Here is a 19,683-nt window from a genome sequence, read left to right as displayed (position 1 = left end):
TTCACCTCCTAGATGTTATTTAAGTTATTAAAAGGATGTAATTATAGAACGATACGTATCGTATCATTCGTTACACTATCTTATATCATTTTCATAAAATTTAAAATAGTTAATTTGAAAATTATTATTTTCTGGATTTAGGCATACGTTAGATGACGAAACATAACTTGCGCATACAAAAACTAACGCTTCGGAATGGTCCGAAGCGTTAGTTTTCGTGGATATTTGCAATTAAGGATTCGATGACTGATTAAATATGTGCGATATGTACAATATGATCCTTTTTATTTAAATTTTCACTTATAAATCATGGATATCAAAGCTAAGTTAATCATTGTTTTTTCTTTGTTCTTTTTCTCTTGATTTTATCAACTATAAACATAATAAAAATAATAACAAAAATAATTACGATAATTATACCTACTGGTGATTCGAAAAAAATGAGCTTGAAATAAAGTAATACAGTCTCCCAAAATGACCAGTCAAAATCAACCATAGGTTCCACCTTTCTAAAAATCTTGGCGAAGTGATTAAATTTTAATGTTCGTGGGACTTGTCTCAAGAGTAATACTTGTAAGCGCTCCTATTCTATCATATCAAGAGTCCCAGGCCACTCATTACATAAGGACGAACAATGTCCACAAGTAAATCGGTCTGATCAGCCTCTCCCTCAATTAACCAAGAAAATGCAGCGCCATAGATCGCTGAACCTGTCATTGCTGAAATGATCTTTATATGTTGGCGGTCTGCAATATCGTAATTAACCCCTTTCAAAAATATGTTTTCAATGATTTGCTGCAGCATATTTTTCACTTTCTCATCCACCAGCTTAGCAATGGATTTGGAATCCATTCTGCATTTCTGATAAAAATCAACAATGTACTGATGAGTCAACAAGATCAACTGGTTACATATTTCATCTGAAAACTCCCGTGCATTAATTACTTGTTCAGGAATCATTTGATGAAAAGACTGTTCTGTAAATTCATCGAGTAAAGCATATTTATCTTCATAATGAGCATAAAAAGTAGCCCGGTTTATCGTAGCTTTCTGTGAGATATCTTTTATTGTCATTGAATCAAATCCTTTAGTCTGTAAAAGATTTCTGAAAGCTTCTCTTATTAACTGGCGAGTCCGTAATACTCTCGGATCTTCTTGATGTACCATCTGAGTTTCCCCTTTCTAAAACATCAATTATCGGAATGTGTTGTCTATGCAACTCTTTTCTTATAATGACGGTTGTAAGCATAATCTTGCCATACTATTATCTTATCAAACAGATGTTGCTTAAACAATCAGTGACTAGTTAGTAGGAAGGAATGATAATAGTGAATATAAAACAAAATAGACTTCTAATATTTGGCGCTGGCGCAATTGGCAGTTTATACGCTCTTAGATTTGCACAATCGGGGTTTGACGTCACTTTACTGGCTCGGGGAAAAAGGCTGGATGAACTTAAGCGGAAGGGTTTGAGATACAACGACAACGGAAGGATAAAGCAACTATCCATTAAGACGGTCGAAAAGCTTGCAGATGATGACATCTATGATTTTATCTTTGTTCCTGTACGATATGATCAGGCAGAATCTGCCCTGTCTGCGATCAAAAATAATCAGAGCAAAACAATAATTACACTGACCAACACTATTGGTTATAATTCCTGGCTAGAGATCGTAGGTGATCGGTTACTTCCAGGTTTCCCTGGTGCAGGTGGAGACATTAAAGAGGATATTTTATACGCTCAATTTGGTTCCAAAACTTATTTTGGTGAAATAAATGGACAAACGACCGAAAGAGTTAAGGAGCTTGCTTTGATATTCGAAACAGCTGAAATGCATTATGAAATACAAAAAGATATTCAAGCATTTCATGTTTCACATGCTGCACTCGCTGCAGTCAACAAGCATTTTTATACGAATGAAGGAATGGTAGATATTGAGACAGCAATAAGTGAAAGCATTCTTAGCAAAGTAGCTACAGATATCAAACAAAATCTTCACTTGGTAGAGCAAGCTGGAATCCCTGTAATCCCGACCGAAACGAAGTCAATGGGAGAATTGATGGAAGAAGAGATTATATCCCGGTATCGGCAGATGCTGAGTGATGAATTTATCATTGATGTTAAGTTTGGAAACCAAGCTATCAGCAGAAAAGCAGAAATAATGTTATTGGATGAAAAGTTTCATGAGAAGTTTTCGTTTTTGTCCAAGCAAATTTTTCCATAAAAGTTATCAAATGAGTTCATAGCCCATATTACTTAATACTAAAACAACGTAAATATGGAGGTGTTAGATTGCCACTGAATCAAGATCAGCAGATCTTTCAACAAAGTACAACAACTCAAAACTGGGGAAATATTCAGGGACAGACCTTAGTTGCGGGCCAGGGTAGCTTGAGAAGAGGAATGAACTATAAGTTAGGCGCACAGGCTATGGCACAAATCAATAATTTATTAAATAAATGGGCTGAATTAAAAATATTGGGGAGTGCCGAAGTTTCACTTCTTCTCCAAGTACAGATACAAACGCCCCTGGATCTATTCGACGAAGCCGGGCTAGCTGGACGACTTCAAGCCGTTCTTAAAGCGGCGGTAGCGGCTGGATTAAGCATGAATATGACCGTTAAAGAGTTATTGAAAATCCTGAAGAATAAACCGTCAGGAAATGGTTTATCCGGTGAATTGATTGAGCTATTGTTAGAAGAATCAGAGCTCGAAGGTTATTTGTACGCCCAATTTGCGGTTGGTTTTATGGCGTATGCCAATTTTGTTATGCTTGGTAATTTACATAAGACAGCTACTCTAGGGGAATCTGGATTCCAATTTGTCTATGAGGCGGGAATGGGATTTATTGCGGGGGGTGGCTATAGAGGTGGCATCAATTTTAAATTCCCCGATCCTGCAAAACTGGTCAATCGTTATGGGAACGGCTTAATTGAGGGCATTGTTAATAAAGCTATTGACACACAGCAGGAACAAGCATTAATGCTCGGTACTATGCTGAGGATAGGAGTGAAATCAGCCTATGAGGTCAGTAGACAATTAAATGAAGGTACCGGGAGCAATACCGAAAAACTAGCGCAAACCGTTCTTACATTTATTGGGGGGCAATTCCAATCGTTGTTCTTCTTGACTATGAATGTGTTCTTTAAGGAAGAGATTCTTCGTTTAATTGGCCTTTCTTCTTTACCAGCTGAACAAACCACAGAAGTCATTCAAACCCTGAAAGGTTTTAATTCTTTTCAGTTAGTGCCGGATAACCATGAAATCTTTGTTCGTTTAGATTCATTATCAGCATTAATTCAAAACGAACAGCTTAAGAAGGAGTTTGTCCGAAGTATTTCTGCTTTGTGGGTATCAGCTTTGTTGCTCCCCCTTGCAGTGCAAGCTGCAGATAAAGCAACCATCCCTACTTTTACGGCACAATTGTCTTACCAACCTCCTCCCGCTGTCAAAAGTGCAATTAATACAGATTTGAACCGTCCGTCTGACACAAATTTGAACCAGGGGGATCTTCTTTCATTTCTACTTGATAAACCTTTGACGATTGCCATTCAACATGTAGATAGCGTTCGGGAGATAGCAGCAATTCTGAAACCTGCCGTTTCAGGAACTGCCCAAGATGCAATGAAGTTCTTATTTAGTCCCTCATTTCCTTCGACTACAGGGGAAAACTCTTTTAGATCAACGCTTGGAGCCATAAACCAAGCTTTCGATCATTATGTGGATACGGAAATAAGTGCTAGAAAAACTGCAATCTCGAACACTTTGGCTGGCGAGGAAGAGATTAAGATACTGTTTGAGCAAGCCCTGATTCCCTGCATACAACTGACTTCTGATGTTCTGATTCCAGAGATCGTTAATGGATTTCAAAATTTTGACATAAAAACTATGCAAGAAGCATTATCCAGCGTATTACTCACAATGCTTGGAAGAAACGTTATTCATGTCATGGACGGAATTCAGACTTCAGTTAATGAACAAATCGAGGGTCTTCTTCGCGAAGCTGCAGGTCAGGCTGCAAATGTTCTTGGACCACTTGGAGCTCAAGATATTTTAAAGAAACCGTTGGAGGCAGCTGTTAAAATTATTGCGGAAATGGTAGCGCCTTTGACACCTGAAGCACAAGAACAGCTTTTTGAAAATGCTCTAAACATATTTACTCCAATAAAAGGTAACGCCGTGGACTTCGCCAACCATTTGCAAAGCGATCCGATGTGGATGCCTCAAATGGCTGAAATAGAAGCAATAGCCACAATATTGATAAATCATTTAACTGATCATATGATTCAATTCGCTCTAAAACTGATTCCAGCGTTGTTTCAAGCCTTGATCGATGAACTACTCGCCATAATCGAACACTGGCTAAATGAAATAGCCAAGATATTAAATACTATTACCGATTTCATAACTAAGCTGATGCAAGAAAAACTAATGAAAGAACTGATTGAACCGGTAATGGAAATCGCTGAAAAAGCCGCTGACATATTAACGTTTAACATTTTTTCTCTAATCGGTGCCGGTAAAGTAAAAGATGAATTTTTCAAAGGGTTAAGAGGAGCAGTCGAAGCTATAATTCAAGAAGCAATCATCCCTCCTGTTGTTATGACAGTGAAAGAAATCAAGTTCAATCCTCGTAAGCTCGTGGATCTTTGCCGAGACGTTTCCGACTTTACTTTTACAAAATTTTCTGAGATTTTTAACGATTATATTTTTGGGGAGATCCAGAATCAACTTGAAAAAGGTTTAAATATGAAAAATTTCAAATTGGATATTAAAGTGCCGGTTTCTTTTTCGATTGACTTACCATGGCCTTTAGGGTCACAATCCTTTTCTCATACGTTTAGACTTACAGATGTCCTCATTCCGTCATCAATCGTTTTGGACATTGTAATGAATTTAATACGTAACAATCTAAAATTAGGAGGAACATCTGAGTATCTTTTCCAAATGGTTGTAGCAACTATCGATAATTTAAAAAAAGTAGATCAATATAAATTGAATATGGCAGATGCTTTGAAAAAGTATAGTAATTAAAGGAATATTCAAGATTCCAGTTCCCTTATAATGCAGTTTATAACTCAAAAAAGGCAACCAGTCATCCCTGTTTTTTCGGCGACTGGTTGCCTGAATTTGTGATTTTTTGTCCCTGTTCTATTCCTTAACGACTACGGTCATTTCTTTGCTACGTGTGATCCCGCTGCTGTTCACCAGCTCAGCCAGATTCATCGTGATTTTGAAACTGCCGTCACCATCCCAACTATCATTTCCGAAAGCAAAAAGAGCTAGAGCCAAGTGAACTTGGCTCCAGCTCTTTTGTGGTGCTTACAATTCCATTACTCTGTAAATTAAAGCAGCGGCTTCCGCACGTGTGGTCAGGCTCAGTGGTCTGAAGGTACCGTCGGTATAACCGTTGACTATTCCTGTCTCCCGCAGGTACTCAACCGCATCCATCGCGTAAGAACCGATTTGATTCTCATCGGCAAAAGTTGCTGCCTTGCCGGAGATATCCGACTGGAGAGCAGTTAAGCTCAGAGCGCGAAACAGAATAACAGCCATTTCTTGGCGGGAAATAGGTTCTTTTGCGGCAAATACGCCTTCGCTACGTCCGTTAACAAGCTTTAGCGCCTGAGCTGTTGAGACAGCTTGGTAATACCAAGCATTTGAACCCACATCTTTGAAAGTACTGCTACTCTCGGCTTGAAGTTCTAGCGCTGATACTAACAGTTGAACAAATTCCGCTCTTGTAATTTGCCGGGCAGGCTCGAATTTACCCCCGCCTGTGCCATGAATAAGATCACGGGAAGCCAAAGTTTCCAAGATGACTGTGGAGCCTGAATCAACATCGGAGAAGTGGATATTTGCATTAGCTGCAGCATAGAGTCCAAAATCCCTTGTTGTAAACGTTGTTTTGCCTGTTCCTGATACGTATTTGGAGTTTTTGACCACTTCGGCCACTCCCTCGCCGGTAACAGAGTAGACGATGGCTTGATGTGGGACTTCACCAAGGTTTAATTCATATCCAAATGATACCTTCATTGCCGCAGAAGGGCTTAATGTTTCTTTGGACTTACCGTCTACCGTCATTGAGATCCGGAACAAAGCATGCGTTTTCCATTTCTCTTTTAAGGCAACTGGAAGGGTTGACGCATCAACAAAATGGATAGATAGCTCCAACTGCCGGGCACCCTCTGGAATATTCTCACCTAAAGTGTTAATTGGAAGTGTTATTGTGGCAGCACCTGCTTTTACAGTTAGGGAAGTAACATTATCTTTTAGTTCGGGAATGGGCACTTGAAAAGCCACACCACTGGCAGTCGCATCCTCTTCAGCAAGCTCAAGTACTAAAGCTCCATCTTGCACTCCCTTCATCGCTTTTTGGAGTTCTCCTGTGGGAAGCTGTGCAATTTTCATTCCTTTAGCACCGGGTGAACCCTGAATGCGAATACGGCCCGCTGAAATTATATTCACTGGATTAACTATTTTTCCTCCACTACTCTCATTTGTGTTGCCACTATTATTGCTGCCGGACGAATTGCCGGGCGTATCTGTTCCCCCACCTTCTTCACTCCGCACTACATTCAAAGTGTATGTCATAGTTGTTATGCCGTTCGCAGCGGTAACTTTAACATCGATTCTGTTATCTCCTACCTTAAGCTCACTTCCGCCTGTTACCGTCAATTTGGCTTCTGCATCAGAAGGTGTCCCAGTTACAGCCACCGCTGTCTTGGAAAAGGGCACATTTATTGTATAGGTCAGTTTCTTACGGTCAAACCCAGGGATGTCTGTACCGTCCATACTCAAAACGCTCAAATCGGCATTATCACTCAGTGGGGTCTCTTCTTCACCTTCTACGTTCATAAACTGGAAGGTGCGGAAAAGTGAGGCGTCCTTCGCAGCGCCAATGCCTGATCCCCATTCAATATATCCTTTTCGACCCGCGCCATCATTATCGTTAACCAGCATGCTGAAGCTTAAGATATCGCTCGCCGCTGGACGGATCGGGCTTATTTCGCTCCAAGGTAGTGCCAGTGCATATGAGGTAACCTTGGTCGCCTCATCTCTGGTCACACTTAAAGTTCCCTTAGTCAACACTCCGGTAGCTGCACCTTTCATGGACAGCCAACGATATATTTGCGGCCCCTCTGGGGTTTGCGAGATTCCGTATTCATACCAGGATTGACTATCGCCCGGTACACCGGGAGCAAGACTGAACTGAATACTGTCATTTTGCCAAATATTAATCCCGGCGGCATTATGGCTGAATACATCATCGCGGATATCGGCGGTCAAATAAATGTGTTCTTCATCCCAGCGTAGTTGCGCTGTTCCACTAAGATCATCCGCACCCTTATATCCGTTGAGCAAAGGGGTTCCGTCCGCAAGATCAATCAGAGCTGGACTTCGTGTATCGGCCTGATGCTGCATCCGGTTAATATCTATGTTTTGCTTGAGGTGAACTGTCTCATAACCTTCAAGGTCAACTGTCAACTCAAGAGGATATTTAACCCCTTCAGAGAATCCCGGCAGTGGAATTGAATAAGTAAATCCACTATTTGGGGCAATTTCAGACAATTGCGATTCACTACCGCTGATCTGACCAGTCTCTTCCCCTAGGGTCCAGGAAATCTTTTTAATTCTCAGAGGATCCACACTGGAACTGTTCGTAAATTGAAGTTGTAGCGACATGCCGCCGTTATTACCATCTGTAATATGAGGAGCAATTTTTAAACCTTGAAAATATAGTCGCAGATCATCTACAGGGGCTTCTGGAAGCGTAGCAGGATCAAGTCCGGGTCCATTATAAGCTCCAATATTCGGTGGAGTTGCTGCTGAAACGGGATTGCCCCAGTAGTCCCGCCCACCGTTGTCTGCAATGACAGCACCGGCCCCAAGTGCAGGAGACCCCTCTCTCAGCTTGTAACCGTCCACTGTATTCCAGCCCATTCCGGCGGTGCCCTGAGCAACTAAGAGTGGATTTGCTGTGATAGGATTGGTATTTTCCGGCTCGCTTACTGGATGGTTGCCATATAATAGATTATGGTCGAAGCTACCGTTCACCCCTGGCAGATTATAACCTCCTTGACCAAGGTTGTAGACCAGATTGTTCCTAAAAGAATATGGAGCGTTAATATTTCCTGCGTCATCCCATTCATGATCGATAATTTTGGTGTTTTGCCCAGCTCCGATATAGATAGTATTGTTATAGATTTGTGTATCTGGCGTAACCCCGCCTGCAAAATTAAACGTATGCGTTAGATCATTCTGGCTGATGTTGTATCTGACTACATTGTTAGAGGAGCCTGTCAGCACGCCTGGAGTCAAACGGGCATCGACAAAAAGCATGAATCCGCCTTTGTTGCCATGGCTGTAATTATATTGAACCACACTGTCCATCGTATCGATATCCAGATTGAAGCCTTGACCATCTCCCTCTGGTTTGTTCGTGTTAAAAGACTCATTGAACTGGACGATATTATTCTTGCCGCGAGTCGGCCAAATTGCGGCAGAGCCGTTAAACTCGCCTTCTTCGGAATAATTTCCGCCTTCCTCCGCTATGTTATGCTCAATCACCGCTCCATCCGCACCGAAGGTGAGAATACCGTCGCTGTCGGCTTGTTTGACATAATTTCCACGGATCGTAACATTGACCGTAGCATAGTCTGCTCCGTTAAAACGCTGATCCCATACCACAATACCGGTCCGGCCTATCCGTTCCACTGTATTGCCCTCGATCCATACCCCATCGAACTTGTCCGTGCCCGTCGTTCCGCCCACATATACGGAGATACCTCCAAACGCATGCGGGCCACCTTCGGCTCCGGAAACCGTCGGATAACGGAAACTGCTTGATACATCATGGACATAGTTATCCTGAATGCGGATATTACTTAATGTTCCTCCATTAGCATTCTCCACCATAATACCTTCCCGGTAAACAGTTCCCCTCTCGGAAGCATAATTAGTGACCTCAAGATCCCGAATCACCCAGTTCGAGGCGTTACGTAGGTATACAGCTGCTCCGGCCATGCCTCCACCATTGATAATCGGTTTGCTTCCACTCCCATAGGCAGATATTGTAATCGGTTCTTCATCTGTGCCGCTGCCCTTAGGATATAATTGTTCGTTCCAGATTCCACCCTTCTTTAATAAAATCCGATCCCCAGCCTCAAAGGTAGTCTGATTCACTATAGAAAAGGTCTTCCAGGCAGTCTCCGGTGTTTTTCCATCGTTGTTGTCGCTGCCTGCAAATGAATCCACATAATATTCTCCGTCTCCACCGCTGCTCCCTCCATCTCCAGGCAAGCGGTTGGATAAGGTGACCGATCCTAGTTGCATCAGCCAGGGTGCGGAATCACCGCTAAGTTCTATTTTTAAGTAATGAAGTCCGGAAGGAATCCCCTGTGCCGGAGTATAATTCGTCCCGGTCCAAGCCGCATCACCAGTGGCCTGTGGAGGTTCATGAACAGCAGAAAGTTCTGTCCAAGTGGATGCATCCGCCGAACCATAGAACTTGATAGTCCCGCTAGACCCGGCAAAGGAATGCATGCGGGCTGTGAAATGTTGCAGATTATGCAAATGGTACACGAGTGATTCTGCTGAGTCTGCTGTTCTCACCGCACGAGAATGATCTCCACCAAAAAAAGCGGGATTGCTTGTATCTAAAGACCAATTTGTACTGTGTGTATAAAGCTGTGCAATGTCGTCAAGCTCATCAACAATCGTTTGTGGTGCAAGCGACACATTGGAGAGCGTAAGGTGCCCAAGCTGCATCAGCCAGGTATCGAGGTCACCACTGACTTCAATTTTGACATAATTGACACCATCCGGCAGCGCCCCCGAGGGTGTATATACTGTTCCGTACCAGCCAGAACCGGTTGCGGTGGGACTGTCGTTGATGGCTGGAAGCTCCGTCCAGATATCTGCATCTGGCGATCCGTAGAACTTGATAACAGCCGTGGAACCAGAGAAATAATACGCTTGAAGCGTAAACGACTGAACTCCAGTCAAAGGGTAAATGGCATAGCCAGTCTCCGTGGAGGTTCTGACCAGCCGGGCTGCATCTCCTCCGAAAAATTGAGGATTACTACTGTCAATTAGCCAGTTCTCGGACCTGTGTTCCGCTGCCGGTAGGGTTGAGAAATCATCGGCATTCGTCTCTTCAGAATGGGCAGAAACGCCCATTACGGGAAGCAGCGCTGTGAAGATCAGCACCATTATAAGCAGTGATTTTACGAGTTTTTTGAACATTATTGTATTATTCCCCCTTGAACATTTATTGGATGGTTTGGTTTGCGAGACCTTCAGCCATCGGGTAATTCCATTCCACGACAGCTTCGGACAGCTTTTCGTCCACAATGGATCTATACTTCTGCTGCGCCAAATTCAGTGCGATGGCATCCTTCACATGATCGAGCGGCTGAACAGCTGCATCATCTGCCGACAGGCAGTAAAGTAGATGGATAGCCCCATTTTCAGCAAACAAACTGCTAATCTCTCCCGGCGCCAGTTGCTCTGCGGTAAGCAATACCTTTGGATTTTCCAGAGCTGCTGTTCGCCGTGAAGCACTTGTTATTTTCACCTCGCCAACGTTTACGCCAAACTCTTTTGCCTGGTCTTGGAAGCCTGTGCCTGAAGAATCTGTTGCTGCTGTCGCTGTTGCTATTGCATGGAGCTTTTCCATTCTTTCTAAGGCTTTTTGCTGATCTTTGTACTCTGTTTCTGGGCCAAAGGGAAGCGTTGCCCATTCCAGACGAATCGTTCCCGGCAGAGAATATTTCGCAATTAGATTTGCTGCATATTCCAATTTCACCTGTTCGTCTGAAATCACGATACTTCCGTTACTGCGCATTGCCTCAATCGTGGCTTCCTCAAGGTTGCTCATGTAATAACTGAAATAGGCCTGCGCCTCCAGATGAAGAGGACCATACACCACCTCCTTATTCGCTGCTGCCTGACTCCGCCGATTATTCTCGCGCTCCATTTCCTTGAGAAAACCTTCAAAACTGATATCCGTTACGACTCCTGCTTCTTGAGCAAGCTGTAGCTCCATCCGCTTCGTCAAAAGCTGAGTTTGAGCTGTATTGATCCATTTCTGCATTGGATTTTCGCCGGAATAGTAGGCAGACCAGAAGTCTTTTGAATAGTCGGCGTTGTAAGTTTGTTTAAAATAATCAACAATCAGTGCCCGATTCATTTGAAGATGCCAGTTGAACTCCGCTGCTGTGGCCTCCTGCCCGTTAAGGGTCAGAAGCATTTCTTCTGCTTGTGGATCTTGCAACTTCTTCGCACCAATCAGCAGCAGGCTTCCTGCTAACAGAGCGGTCAGAATAACGATTAGCTGATTTCTTTTGGAATGAAGTTTTAGAGTCATATATTGATTCCTCCTCTCTTCCTTGGTGTTAAGCGCTTTCATTCTCTTCGATATTAGACATGTTTACCTTGAAATAACAGGCGAGAAAGCTGCGAAATGGTTTGCCATTTCACGATTTGACCGTAAAGGCCAGTTTTCGCCCCATAAAAAATGCTGCGGAGAATAGAGAAGTTACGTATTCGAACGTGGAATGTTGTACAATGTGCAGGAATTCAGCGCGTTTGTCGGGATTGAGCAGCAGATTGTTGTATATCAAGCATGATATCCATGCAATTACGGGATCGGAGTGATTTATAGAAAAGTCGATTTGCATTCATCACTGATTCAGTGTGTTCCTCAATTTTTTTTGATTGTAAAATCATCTAATAAAAACAAAGGCAGTCCGGAATTTTCCAGACTGCTTTGCATTGTTCTTAAGACTGATCTGTGCCCGAAAACATACAGAAATTCAAGACTCCACCTTTGACAATCTCGTCATGTGACAGAGAGTGGTGCTCCCATAGCGATCCGTTCCAGTGGACCGATTTGCTGTACACATTGGCGGGGCTGTTGTTCTCTGCTTCAATGATCCATTGCTGCCCATTTTCAAGCTGAATAGTTACCTTATCAAAAAGCGGGCTGCCGAGCACATATTCAGGAATTCCGGGACTTAACGGGTACAGGCCGATGGCGCTCCAAATAAACCAAGCACCCATGCTGCCGTTATCTTCGTCGCCGGGTAAACCATCCATCTGGCTGCTGAACAGTTCGGCCATGGTTTTGCGGACCCAATACTGCGTTTTGCACAGCACACCGAGTCTGGCAAATATATAAGGAATGTGGAAGCTCGGCTGATTGCTGATGGCAAACTGCCCCAGATCGGCGGAGGCCATTTCCGACATTTCGTGTATTTCCAAACCATAGGATCCCACTTTAAATACAGGTTCCTCAGCCATCAACTGATCCAGACGCTGGACAAAAGCCTCTTCACCGCCCATCAGCCCGGCTAGTCCCGGGAAGTCGTGGGGCACAGCCCAGCTCCCCTGCCAAGCCCCGCCTTCACAAAACGGATTACCCCACTCCAGAGGATCAAATGCTTCCTGCCAAGTACCGTCCTCATTGCGACCTCTCATAAACCCAACTGTTGGATCAAACAGCAGCTTATAATTCTGTGCCCGAGCCATAAAACGCTCATAATCATCCATTTTGCCAAGTGTTTTGGCAATCTGCGCAATACAGAAATCTCCGTATACATAATCCAACGTGTTGCTTACACTTTCATGGAAACGGTCATGCGGCAGATAACCCTGCTGCAAGTACAATTCAAGGCCCCTTCTGCCCAGCTTCTCGTCCACTGATGGACGATCTGCATGCTTCAGAAGACCTTCATACAGTACCTCTGTATCAAATCCGCCGATGCCCTTAACCACGGCATCCGCAGCTGCGGCATCAATCAGTGTGCCTGGCATGGCACTGCGCTCCCCTGGTGACAGCCACTTTGGCAGCCAGCCGCTCTCCTTGTATGCCAATGTCCACGCCTGCATAATCTCACCCAATAAAGATGGGAATAAGATACTGTATAAAGGAAGGCTGGTTCGGTATACATCCCACAGCCCGATATCCGAATACATTGGACCCTGGCAGATGCTGCCATTAAAAGGGCTGTAATGGATTTTCTCGTTCTGCTCGTTATATTCATGCCACGTTCTCGGGAACAGGCAGATTCGGTACATGCAGCTGTAAAAGGTGCGGAGGTTCTCTTCATCTGCGCTTTCAGCAACAATGCGCCCCAACCGTTCTTCCCAGCTTGCCTCTGCTCTATTCAAGATCTCTCCGAAGCCGTCTTCCCCAATCTCTCGGTTCAGATTAAGCAGCGCCTGCTCTCCGCTAATAAAGGAAGTCCCGCACTTCACTCCCACTATGCCAGATTCCGGTGCAGCTATTCCTACATAAGCGCCCAGTCGTTCGCCAGTCCCTTCATGGGTCCCCAGTGGCTGATAATCTCCGTTAAAGATTCCCGACTCCTCCATGTGAAAATCCCTATCGAACTGGAACACGAAATACATCGCGAAATTATCGGGCACCCCGGCGGTATGGCCTCTTGTGTAGCCGGTGATTCTACGTTTATCCGGCTGGAAGGTGAGATGTGACTCACCTTTCAGAGGTGCTATAATAAGCCTGTTCTGCTGCCTCTCAGCGAAAGTTATTCTTATCGCTGCACAACGTTCGGTTGGAGTCAGCTCAAGCCGGGTGCGGTAACGTTGAAGAAACACATCGAAATAGTGAGGGGACACTTGCATCTCTTCCGTTTTGAAGGAAGAAGAACGTGAACCGGGACTGAGGAGCAGTGGACCTGTCTGCGGCAACAGGATCAGATGCCCATAATCTCCGATCCACGGGCTGGGCTGATGGGTCAGCCGGATGCCCTCTAGGTGGCGATGGCGCGGGTGGAAGAACCAGGTTCCACCTGCTTCATAGGTTTGCGGGCACCAAGCCGCCATACCAAATGGCATCGCTGTAAGTGGCAGTGTATTGCCATGTGAATACCGGAAATCTGACTCCGTCCCCTGTAATGGATTTACATAATCTAACCAACCCAAATAGATACACTCCTTTAGCCAGTTTTCACCGGCTCTATATTCTCCGCTCTTTACTGATACCGGTTAAGATAATCGGAATACTTGAACATCTCCAGCTTCCACCCGCACAGTCAGTTTTGTAGTTGTGGGTTTCAATAGATTCATTGGTTGAATTTCAGCGCTGCCATCATCAAACCACGGTTCGACAGAAGTATAAACAATACCCAGCGTAACGTCAGCCTTAACCGCCATATCCCCTTCATTATGAACATAAAGAAATGCCCCTCGGTCCTGCTCACCTTCCCACTCGGAGAGATCCGCGCGGACACCGCCGCTTGCTTGTACATACGGCTGCAGCTTTAGTTCCTTCTGTAATAGATCCCGCACCAGCTGAAGCGTTCCGGGATGTCCATCCTGCCAGTAGGCAGCCGCAAGCAAGGTACCGAACCATACGGCACGCCCGTTGCCATAAGCGGCGGTAGTCAACACAGGCATGCGGTCCTCGGCAAATTCAGCCAGTACCTTCACATGGCTTTCCAGCTCGATATCCGATTTGTAATAGGATCCGTGCGCCGTATCGTCTGCTGCCGATTCCTCCGCCTTGCTGTGCTCCATAACATTCCGCAACGGAATCGCTGTCCGTGATTCGAACGCAACCTGATGATAGCTGTGATCCAGGTTCTCAGCGGAATGAATCCAAGTCTCACGGACCCCGAACACCTGGTCAAATCCATAACCGGGCACCGTATAGCTGTGGCAGCCATTCTCTGCCTGAAGTGCACCGAACGAGCATTCCGAAATCAAGATCCCGCCCTTTTCCACCCACTCGCGTAGGATGTCACACAGTTTGCGGTTCAAATATAGAGGATAGGGCATCCACAAGCAGTGGTATTGCTCCAGTGTCTTCTCGTTAACATCCGTCTCATGCAGAAATTCAACTTTATAATTGAGCTCATGCAGTAGTTTATGGGCGCCTTGTAAGGAATCGTTGTAGGTGTCCAGATGATCATGTGCCGCAAAGTTAGCAACCTGGTTCTGCGGACTGAACAGAATGGCAATCCCGTCTCCGCGCCGTTTTGCATGCATCAGCTCTTGCTTATTGTTTTGCACCAGCTTATTTAGATGAGCCATATCCTTGTACCATGGGGTTGGACTTCCGTCCAAATATACACTGCCCCATGCAGGGGCCTCCTGTCCCAATATCTCTGGTCTGTACTGCCAGAACAAATATCCCGTGATGCCACGAGCGAGCGGGGTCAGAATATGCCGTTTCATTTCCCGCAGGTCCGGCTGACGCGGCTTCATTGCAGTATTGCCTGGCAAAGCATGAATCTCCGAATTGATAATGGGTTTACCTTTGGCGGCAGAGATCAGTAGATCAGCAGACCAGGCCGAGGACCCAAGGCTATTGCCTGTCAAGTCACAGGGCTCAGCCAGCTTGAAGTCGTCCGAACCCGCTGTAATCATATTAAAGATAGGGGCGGGCACAGTGTGGGCCATAACAGGATGCAAAAGATCCAGTGACTTCACTATATCTACCCGGCTCCGCAGCTCATCCGTTAAAGTACCGGACATGAACAGGCGCCAGTCCACCAGATCATTAAATACGCCTTGTCCACGCGGTGCCTCTACTTCCTCCCAGCTTCCGTAAGTCCGCTGCCATGATTCATTGAGAGCTTCCAAAGTAACATATTTATTTTTTAGCCATTCTTGGAACACCCACAGCGATTGCTCGCAATAACACACCTGGTTGTCAAAAGACAGCTTGCGCTTGATTCCTGTGGTTAGTTCAGGCTCATTCCATAAATCCCAGACCCAGAGCGCCGGATGATCCTTAAAAGTCTTCACCGTCTCCGCCAGAAACTTTGCCTTTTCTTCGGCGGCAGCTGCATGATGATAACAGGGCCCCGGCGCTCCGCCGATCTGGCGGCAGTTAATCGCCCTTGGTTCCAGAATGGAACCGTCCGCTGTAATCATTTTGGAATCAGGATATTTTTTATAGAACCAGGCCGGCGCCACGTCGAAAATTACATTCAAAATGACCTTCAAACCATTCCTCTGCGCAATATCCATTAGCTCCTGAATATCATCGAAATGATAGGTCCCTTCTTTGGACACACTCGCGCGCCATTGTACCCAATATTTCACACAATTGAAGCCCTGTCCGGCAATATTGCTTAGGTCTTGTTCCCATTGATCACGGAAGGGGGTCGGGGAACGGTAATATTGAAACCCAAATGGAATAAATGAATCTTGCATCTAGTGTACTCCTCCTACAACGTTCAATTTCGATCTCTCTATGTTTATAAAAGCGCTTACTGCTCTTTTACGCTTAAAGTCTATCACAGTGGATTTTGCAAAAGTTAGGATGGAATCCTATGAAACGGTTTGCGAAGCTGTTGAAATGTTTGATCCTTACGCTACGTGGCAGTCACTGCGCAGAGTCACCGGGGAACATACTGCGAAATCGTTTGCGATCCTGACAACCTCAGAAATTATACCTCCTCTTTAAGAGGTTTCATGTTTATAATGGCTGTAAGACATATTAGAAACTACTTCGAGGTGAAGCCAATGTTGAAAGCGCTTGTAGTGGATGACGAATATCTGGTCCGCATGGGCATCACCCAGACCATAGACTGGGCAGAATACAACGTCGAGATCATAGGAGAAGCCAGCAATGGCGAGGAAGGATTGGAGCTTGCCCTACAGCACCGTCCAGATGTGATCATTACCGATATTCGTATGCCGTATATGAACGGTCTTGAGCTCATCGAAAAAATACGGGAACAGGACATGCTCGTAGGGATTGTCGTGCTCAGCGGTTATGACGAATTTCAATATGCGCAGGCTGCTTTGCGTTATGGCGCCTCCACCTATTTGCTAAAGCCCATTAATATAGAAGAACTTGCAAATACAGTTCGAAGCGTCGGGGATGAAATCCTTGGCAAAAAGCAACTCTCCAAGCGGTATTCACAGCTTAATGAGGAAATGGCCTCGATCTCCAAGCAGTTCTGGCAGGATTTGCTGCATGACCAACTGCATGACGAAGAGTTTATTTCAAATAAGATAAAATTACTGGAACTGCAATTGGAACCTGGAAAAGCTATCCTACCGCTGTCCATTACCTTTCCTCCTGATAACGGCCTTCAAGGAAATACTGTAGGCAAAGCGCTGGAGGATGCAGCGGCGACTATTCTGGAAGCGCATTCTTTTGAGCAACTGTGTCTATTCCGGGACAGCCATCTGGAGTGGGTTATGATCCTTCGGACCGGGGAACCAGAGCTGGCCGGAGATTCTGCACGAAAATTGGGCAAACAACTATCTGAATGGAGCCAACAGCACTTCGGCCAGGCCTTAAGCGTCGGCATAGGTAAACCTGCGGGAGAATGGAACGGGATCGTAGATTCATACCGGCAGGCTGTACTTGCTGCGCAGCGTGCCCTTTCTGGCATAGAACGTGTGCTGTATGCTGAAGAAGAGGCTGGAGCTCGGTGCCGGCGCGAAATCAGGGACGCACTCGCTTTTATCCGGGAGCACTATGCCGGAAACATTACCGTTGAGATGGTTGCTGCGGCGGTCTTCGTCAGTCCAACCCATTTGATGCATCTGTTCCGTAAAGATCTGAACAAAACCTTTTACGAATGTCTGACGGAATACCGTATCGAGGAGGCCAAACGTATGCTGCGCAATCCGAAGTATCGGGTGTACGAGGTTGGCAATCAGGTCGGCTTCACCGACTCCAAATACTTTAGCCAGATCTTCAAAAAAATGACGGGCATCCCGCCGAGTGAATATGCAAAAACCTATGGGTAAGCGGAGACTAGCCAACCGGATGGATTCCTGGATGAGGCGGTTCAAGATCAAAAGCCGGATTGTTGTTGTTCTGTTAGCAGGACTGTCTCTGCATCTGGTGCTGATGCTCGTTATTTTCAATTTTTATTCCTATACCTACCTGCAAAAGGATCTGTACCGCCATGTCGTTCAGACTCAGCGCCAAATTGGGCTTAGCGTGGAGCTCATGGTCGATGACATTCAAATGTTGTTTCTGCGGTTTCTGGTGAACAGTGATATCTACCAAATCATCAATAATGATTCCCTGCCGTCAGCTGATAAGGAATCGCGAATCGGAGCTATCATCGACGGTATGCTGGCCCAGAACGACCTGGTGGGTAACGTGATTATCAGCACCAACGATAATATGCTTTATTCTTACCAGTCTAAGGAGCAGATGCTGGAGGTGCCTGAAGCCCTGTTCATCAAACGCATTCAGGAGAGCAGCATGCCTGTTGTCGGTGAGATCAAACGGGATGGAGAAGGCAATGCGTATATTCCATTCGGCCAGCAGTTCCGCAATTTCAATACTGGACAAAATATCGGGGTCGTGATCATTTATGTCAGGGAGGCTGCTTTGGCGGACCTGTATTCCTCCAGCTTCACTGGCATCGGCTACTCCTTCCTGACTTCCGACAATCGGATTATTTCTCACCCCGACAAACGGCTCTTGGGCAATTTTTTGGAGGAAAACGCCCCTCTTCGCCCAGGTAAAAAAGAAGGCTATCGTACCTGGTCAGATAACGGAAATTCCTACATCATTGCTACTTATCCTTTGAATCCCCGGTTGGAGACACTTGGGGTCAGCTGGGAATTCACCAGTGTGATTTCCAATCACAAACTGCTCTCGGGAATCGCCAAAGGCAATCAAAATGCGCTTCTGTTCGCCAGCGTTACCTTTATTGTGCTGCTGATTTTTTCCTTCTATCTGGCAGCCAAAATCACCCGTCCACTGCTGAACTTGAAGAAGAAGCTGAGCCTGTTTGGCAAAAAAGATCTGGCCGCTGTTTATGAACAGCGCGGTCAGGTTGATGAGATTTTTCAGCTTGAGTACAGCTACTATCAGATGGTGGAGCGGATCAGCCAATTAATGCTGGAGAAAGATGAGGAGAAAGAAAAGCAACGGAAAGCTGAGCTGACCGCACTTCAATCACAGATCAATCCCCATTTTCTCTACAACACACTGGATGCAATTGCCTGGATTGCCCGACTGAAGAAGCAGCCCGATATCGAACGGCTGATTTCTTCATTAGCTACCTTTTTTCGAATCAGCCTGCATAAAGGCGACAAGTTCGTGACCGTGGACGAAGAAATCCGCTTGGTGCAGAGTTTTGTGACAGTTGAGCAAATGAGGTTTCCGGATAAGTTCGAGATTGAATACGAGATTGAGGAATCGCTGCGCAAGGTTCGCATTCTGAAGCTGATTCTTCAGCCTATTGCAGAGAATGCGATCAAACACGGCATCAGCGAGAAACGCGGGATGGGCCGAATCTGGATTAAAGGCGAATTAGTGGCAGATGAGATTCGCTTCACAGTGACTGATGACGGGGTGGGATTTTCCAACGGTGCGACGCTTAGCCAAGCCAAGGAAGATGTGTTGTTTCAGAGCGGGTATGGACTAAGAAATGTGGACGAACGAATTAAACTTGAATATGGTCCTCAATATGGTTTAAGTATCTCCAGCACGCCGGGGCAAGGCACCACGGTTACGATCAACTTGAAGAAGGAACTGCCCAATTAGCGAATTTAGTTTATAAATGCGGACATAACAAAGAAATCGAACCTTTTTGAGTGGGTAAGCGGGACTTCTACTTTGCTTAAAAAAACGATTTCTTGTTTTATTCTGAGTAGTGGCAAATTAAAGATACTTTCGAGAATTATAGGTGCTTTAGTTGTATTTAATACAGCTAAAGCACCCTTTT

General features: G+C 45.3%; 10 protein-coding genes. 4 read left to right on the top strand and 6 right to left on the bottom strand.

The window, feature by feature from the left end; all coding sequences use genetic code 11:
• Window positions 1–591 precede the first annotated feature (591 nt).
• On the bottom strand, window positions 592–1,167 hold the full coding sequence (locus NST94_RS14870) for a TetR/AcrR family transcriptional regulator (protein ID WP_280752984.1): 576 nt from the start codon (window positions 1,165–1,167) through the stop codon (window positions 592–594).
• A gap of 161 nt (window positions 1,168–1,328) precedes the next feature.
• Here NST94_RS14870 and NST94_RS14865 point away from each other — a divergent pair, with 161 nt between their 5' ends.
• Window positions 1,329–2,225: a 2-dehydropantoate 2-reductase N-terminal domain-containing protein gene (locus tag NST94_RS14865; protein ID WP_339282112.1), complete on the top strand. Its 897-nt coding sequence runs from the start codon at window positions 1,329–1,331 to the stop codon at window positions 2,223–2,225.
• 68 nt (window positions 2,226–2,293) lie between these two features.
• Window positions 2,294–5,035 (top strand): hypothetical protein, encoded by a 2,742-nt coding sequence (locus tag NST94_RS14860; protein ID WP_339282111.1) that lies wholly within the window; start codon window positions 2,294–2,296, stop codon window positions 5,033–5,035.
• 117 nt (window positions 5,036–5,152) lie between these two features.
• On the opposite strand, the gene NST94_RS14855 is transcribed toward NST94_RS14860, so the two are convergent.
• From NST94_RS14855 to NST94_RS14835, 5 genes are all read right to left on the bottom strand, one after another.
• Complete coding sequence (locus NST94_RS14855) at window positions 5,153–5,293, bottom strand: hypothetical protein (protein WP_248548295.1); 141 nt, start codon at window positions 5,291–5,293, stop codon at window positions 5,153–5,155.
• A gap of 30 nt (window positions 5,294–5,323) precedes the next feature.
• Entirely contained in the window at window positions 5,324–10,249 is a 4,926-nt protein-coding gene (locus NST94_RS14850; protein ID WP_339282110.1) for an S-layer homology domain-containing protein, read from the bottom strand.
• Window positions 10,250–10,274: 25 nt separating this feature from the next.
• Complete coding sequence (locus NST94_RS14845; protein ID WP_280752981.1) at window positions 10,275–11,372, bottom strand: hypothetical protein; 1,098 nt, start codon at window positions 11,370–11,372, stop codon at window positions 10,275–10,277.
• Between the two features lie 413 nt (window positions 11,373–11,785).
• Window positions 11,786–13,951 carry a GH92 family glycosyl hydrolase gene (locus NST94_RS14840; RefSeq protein ID WP_280752980.1) on the bottom strand — a complete coding sequence of 722 codons (2,166 nt, stop codon included), beginning with the start codon at window positions 13,949–13,951 and terminating at the stop codon, window positions 11,786–11,788.
• A 63-nt stretch (window positions 13,952–14,014) separates the two neighbouring features.
• The gene (locus NST94_RS14835; RefSeq protein ID WP_280752979.1) at window positions 14,015–16,189 is read right to left on the bottom strand and encodes an alpha-amylase family protein; all 2,175 of its coding nucleotides are present in this window, start codon (window positions 16,187–16,189) and stop codon (window positions 14,015–14,017) included.
• A gap of 270 nt (window positions 16,190–16,459) precedes the next feature.
• Here NST94_RS14835 and NST94_RS14830 point away from each other — a divergent pair, with 270 nt between their 5' ends.
• The gene (locus NST94_RS14830) at window positions 16,460–17,743 is read left to right on the top strand and encodes a response regulator (RefSeq protein WP_076309437.1); all 1,284 of its coding nucleotides are present in this window, start codon (window positions 16,460–16,462) and stop codon (window positions 17,741–17,743) included.
• Complete coding sequence (locus tag NST94_RS14825; RefSeq protein WP_339282109.1) at window positions 17,736–19,502, top strand: sensor histidine kinase; 1,767 nt, start codon at window positions 17,736–17,738, stop codon at window positions 19,500–19,502. The genes NST94_RS14830 and NST94_RS14825 overlap by 8 nt, the downstream gene beginning before the upstream one ends.
• The last annotated feature ends 181 nt before the right edge of the window (window positions 19,503–19,683 follow it).

This window comes from Paenibacillus sp. FSL H8-0282, from assembly GCF_037963825.1.
In the GTDB taxonomy this organism is placed as follows: domain Bacteria; phylum Bacillota; class Bacilli; order Paenibacillales; family Paenibacillaceae; genus Paenibacillus_AQ; species Paenibacillus_AQ odorifer.
This window is presented reverse-complemented; position numbering and strand designations above follow the sequence as displayed.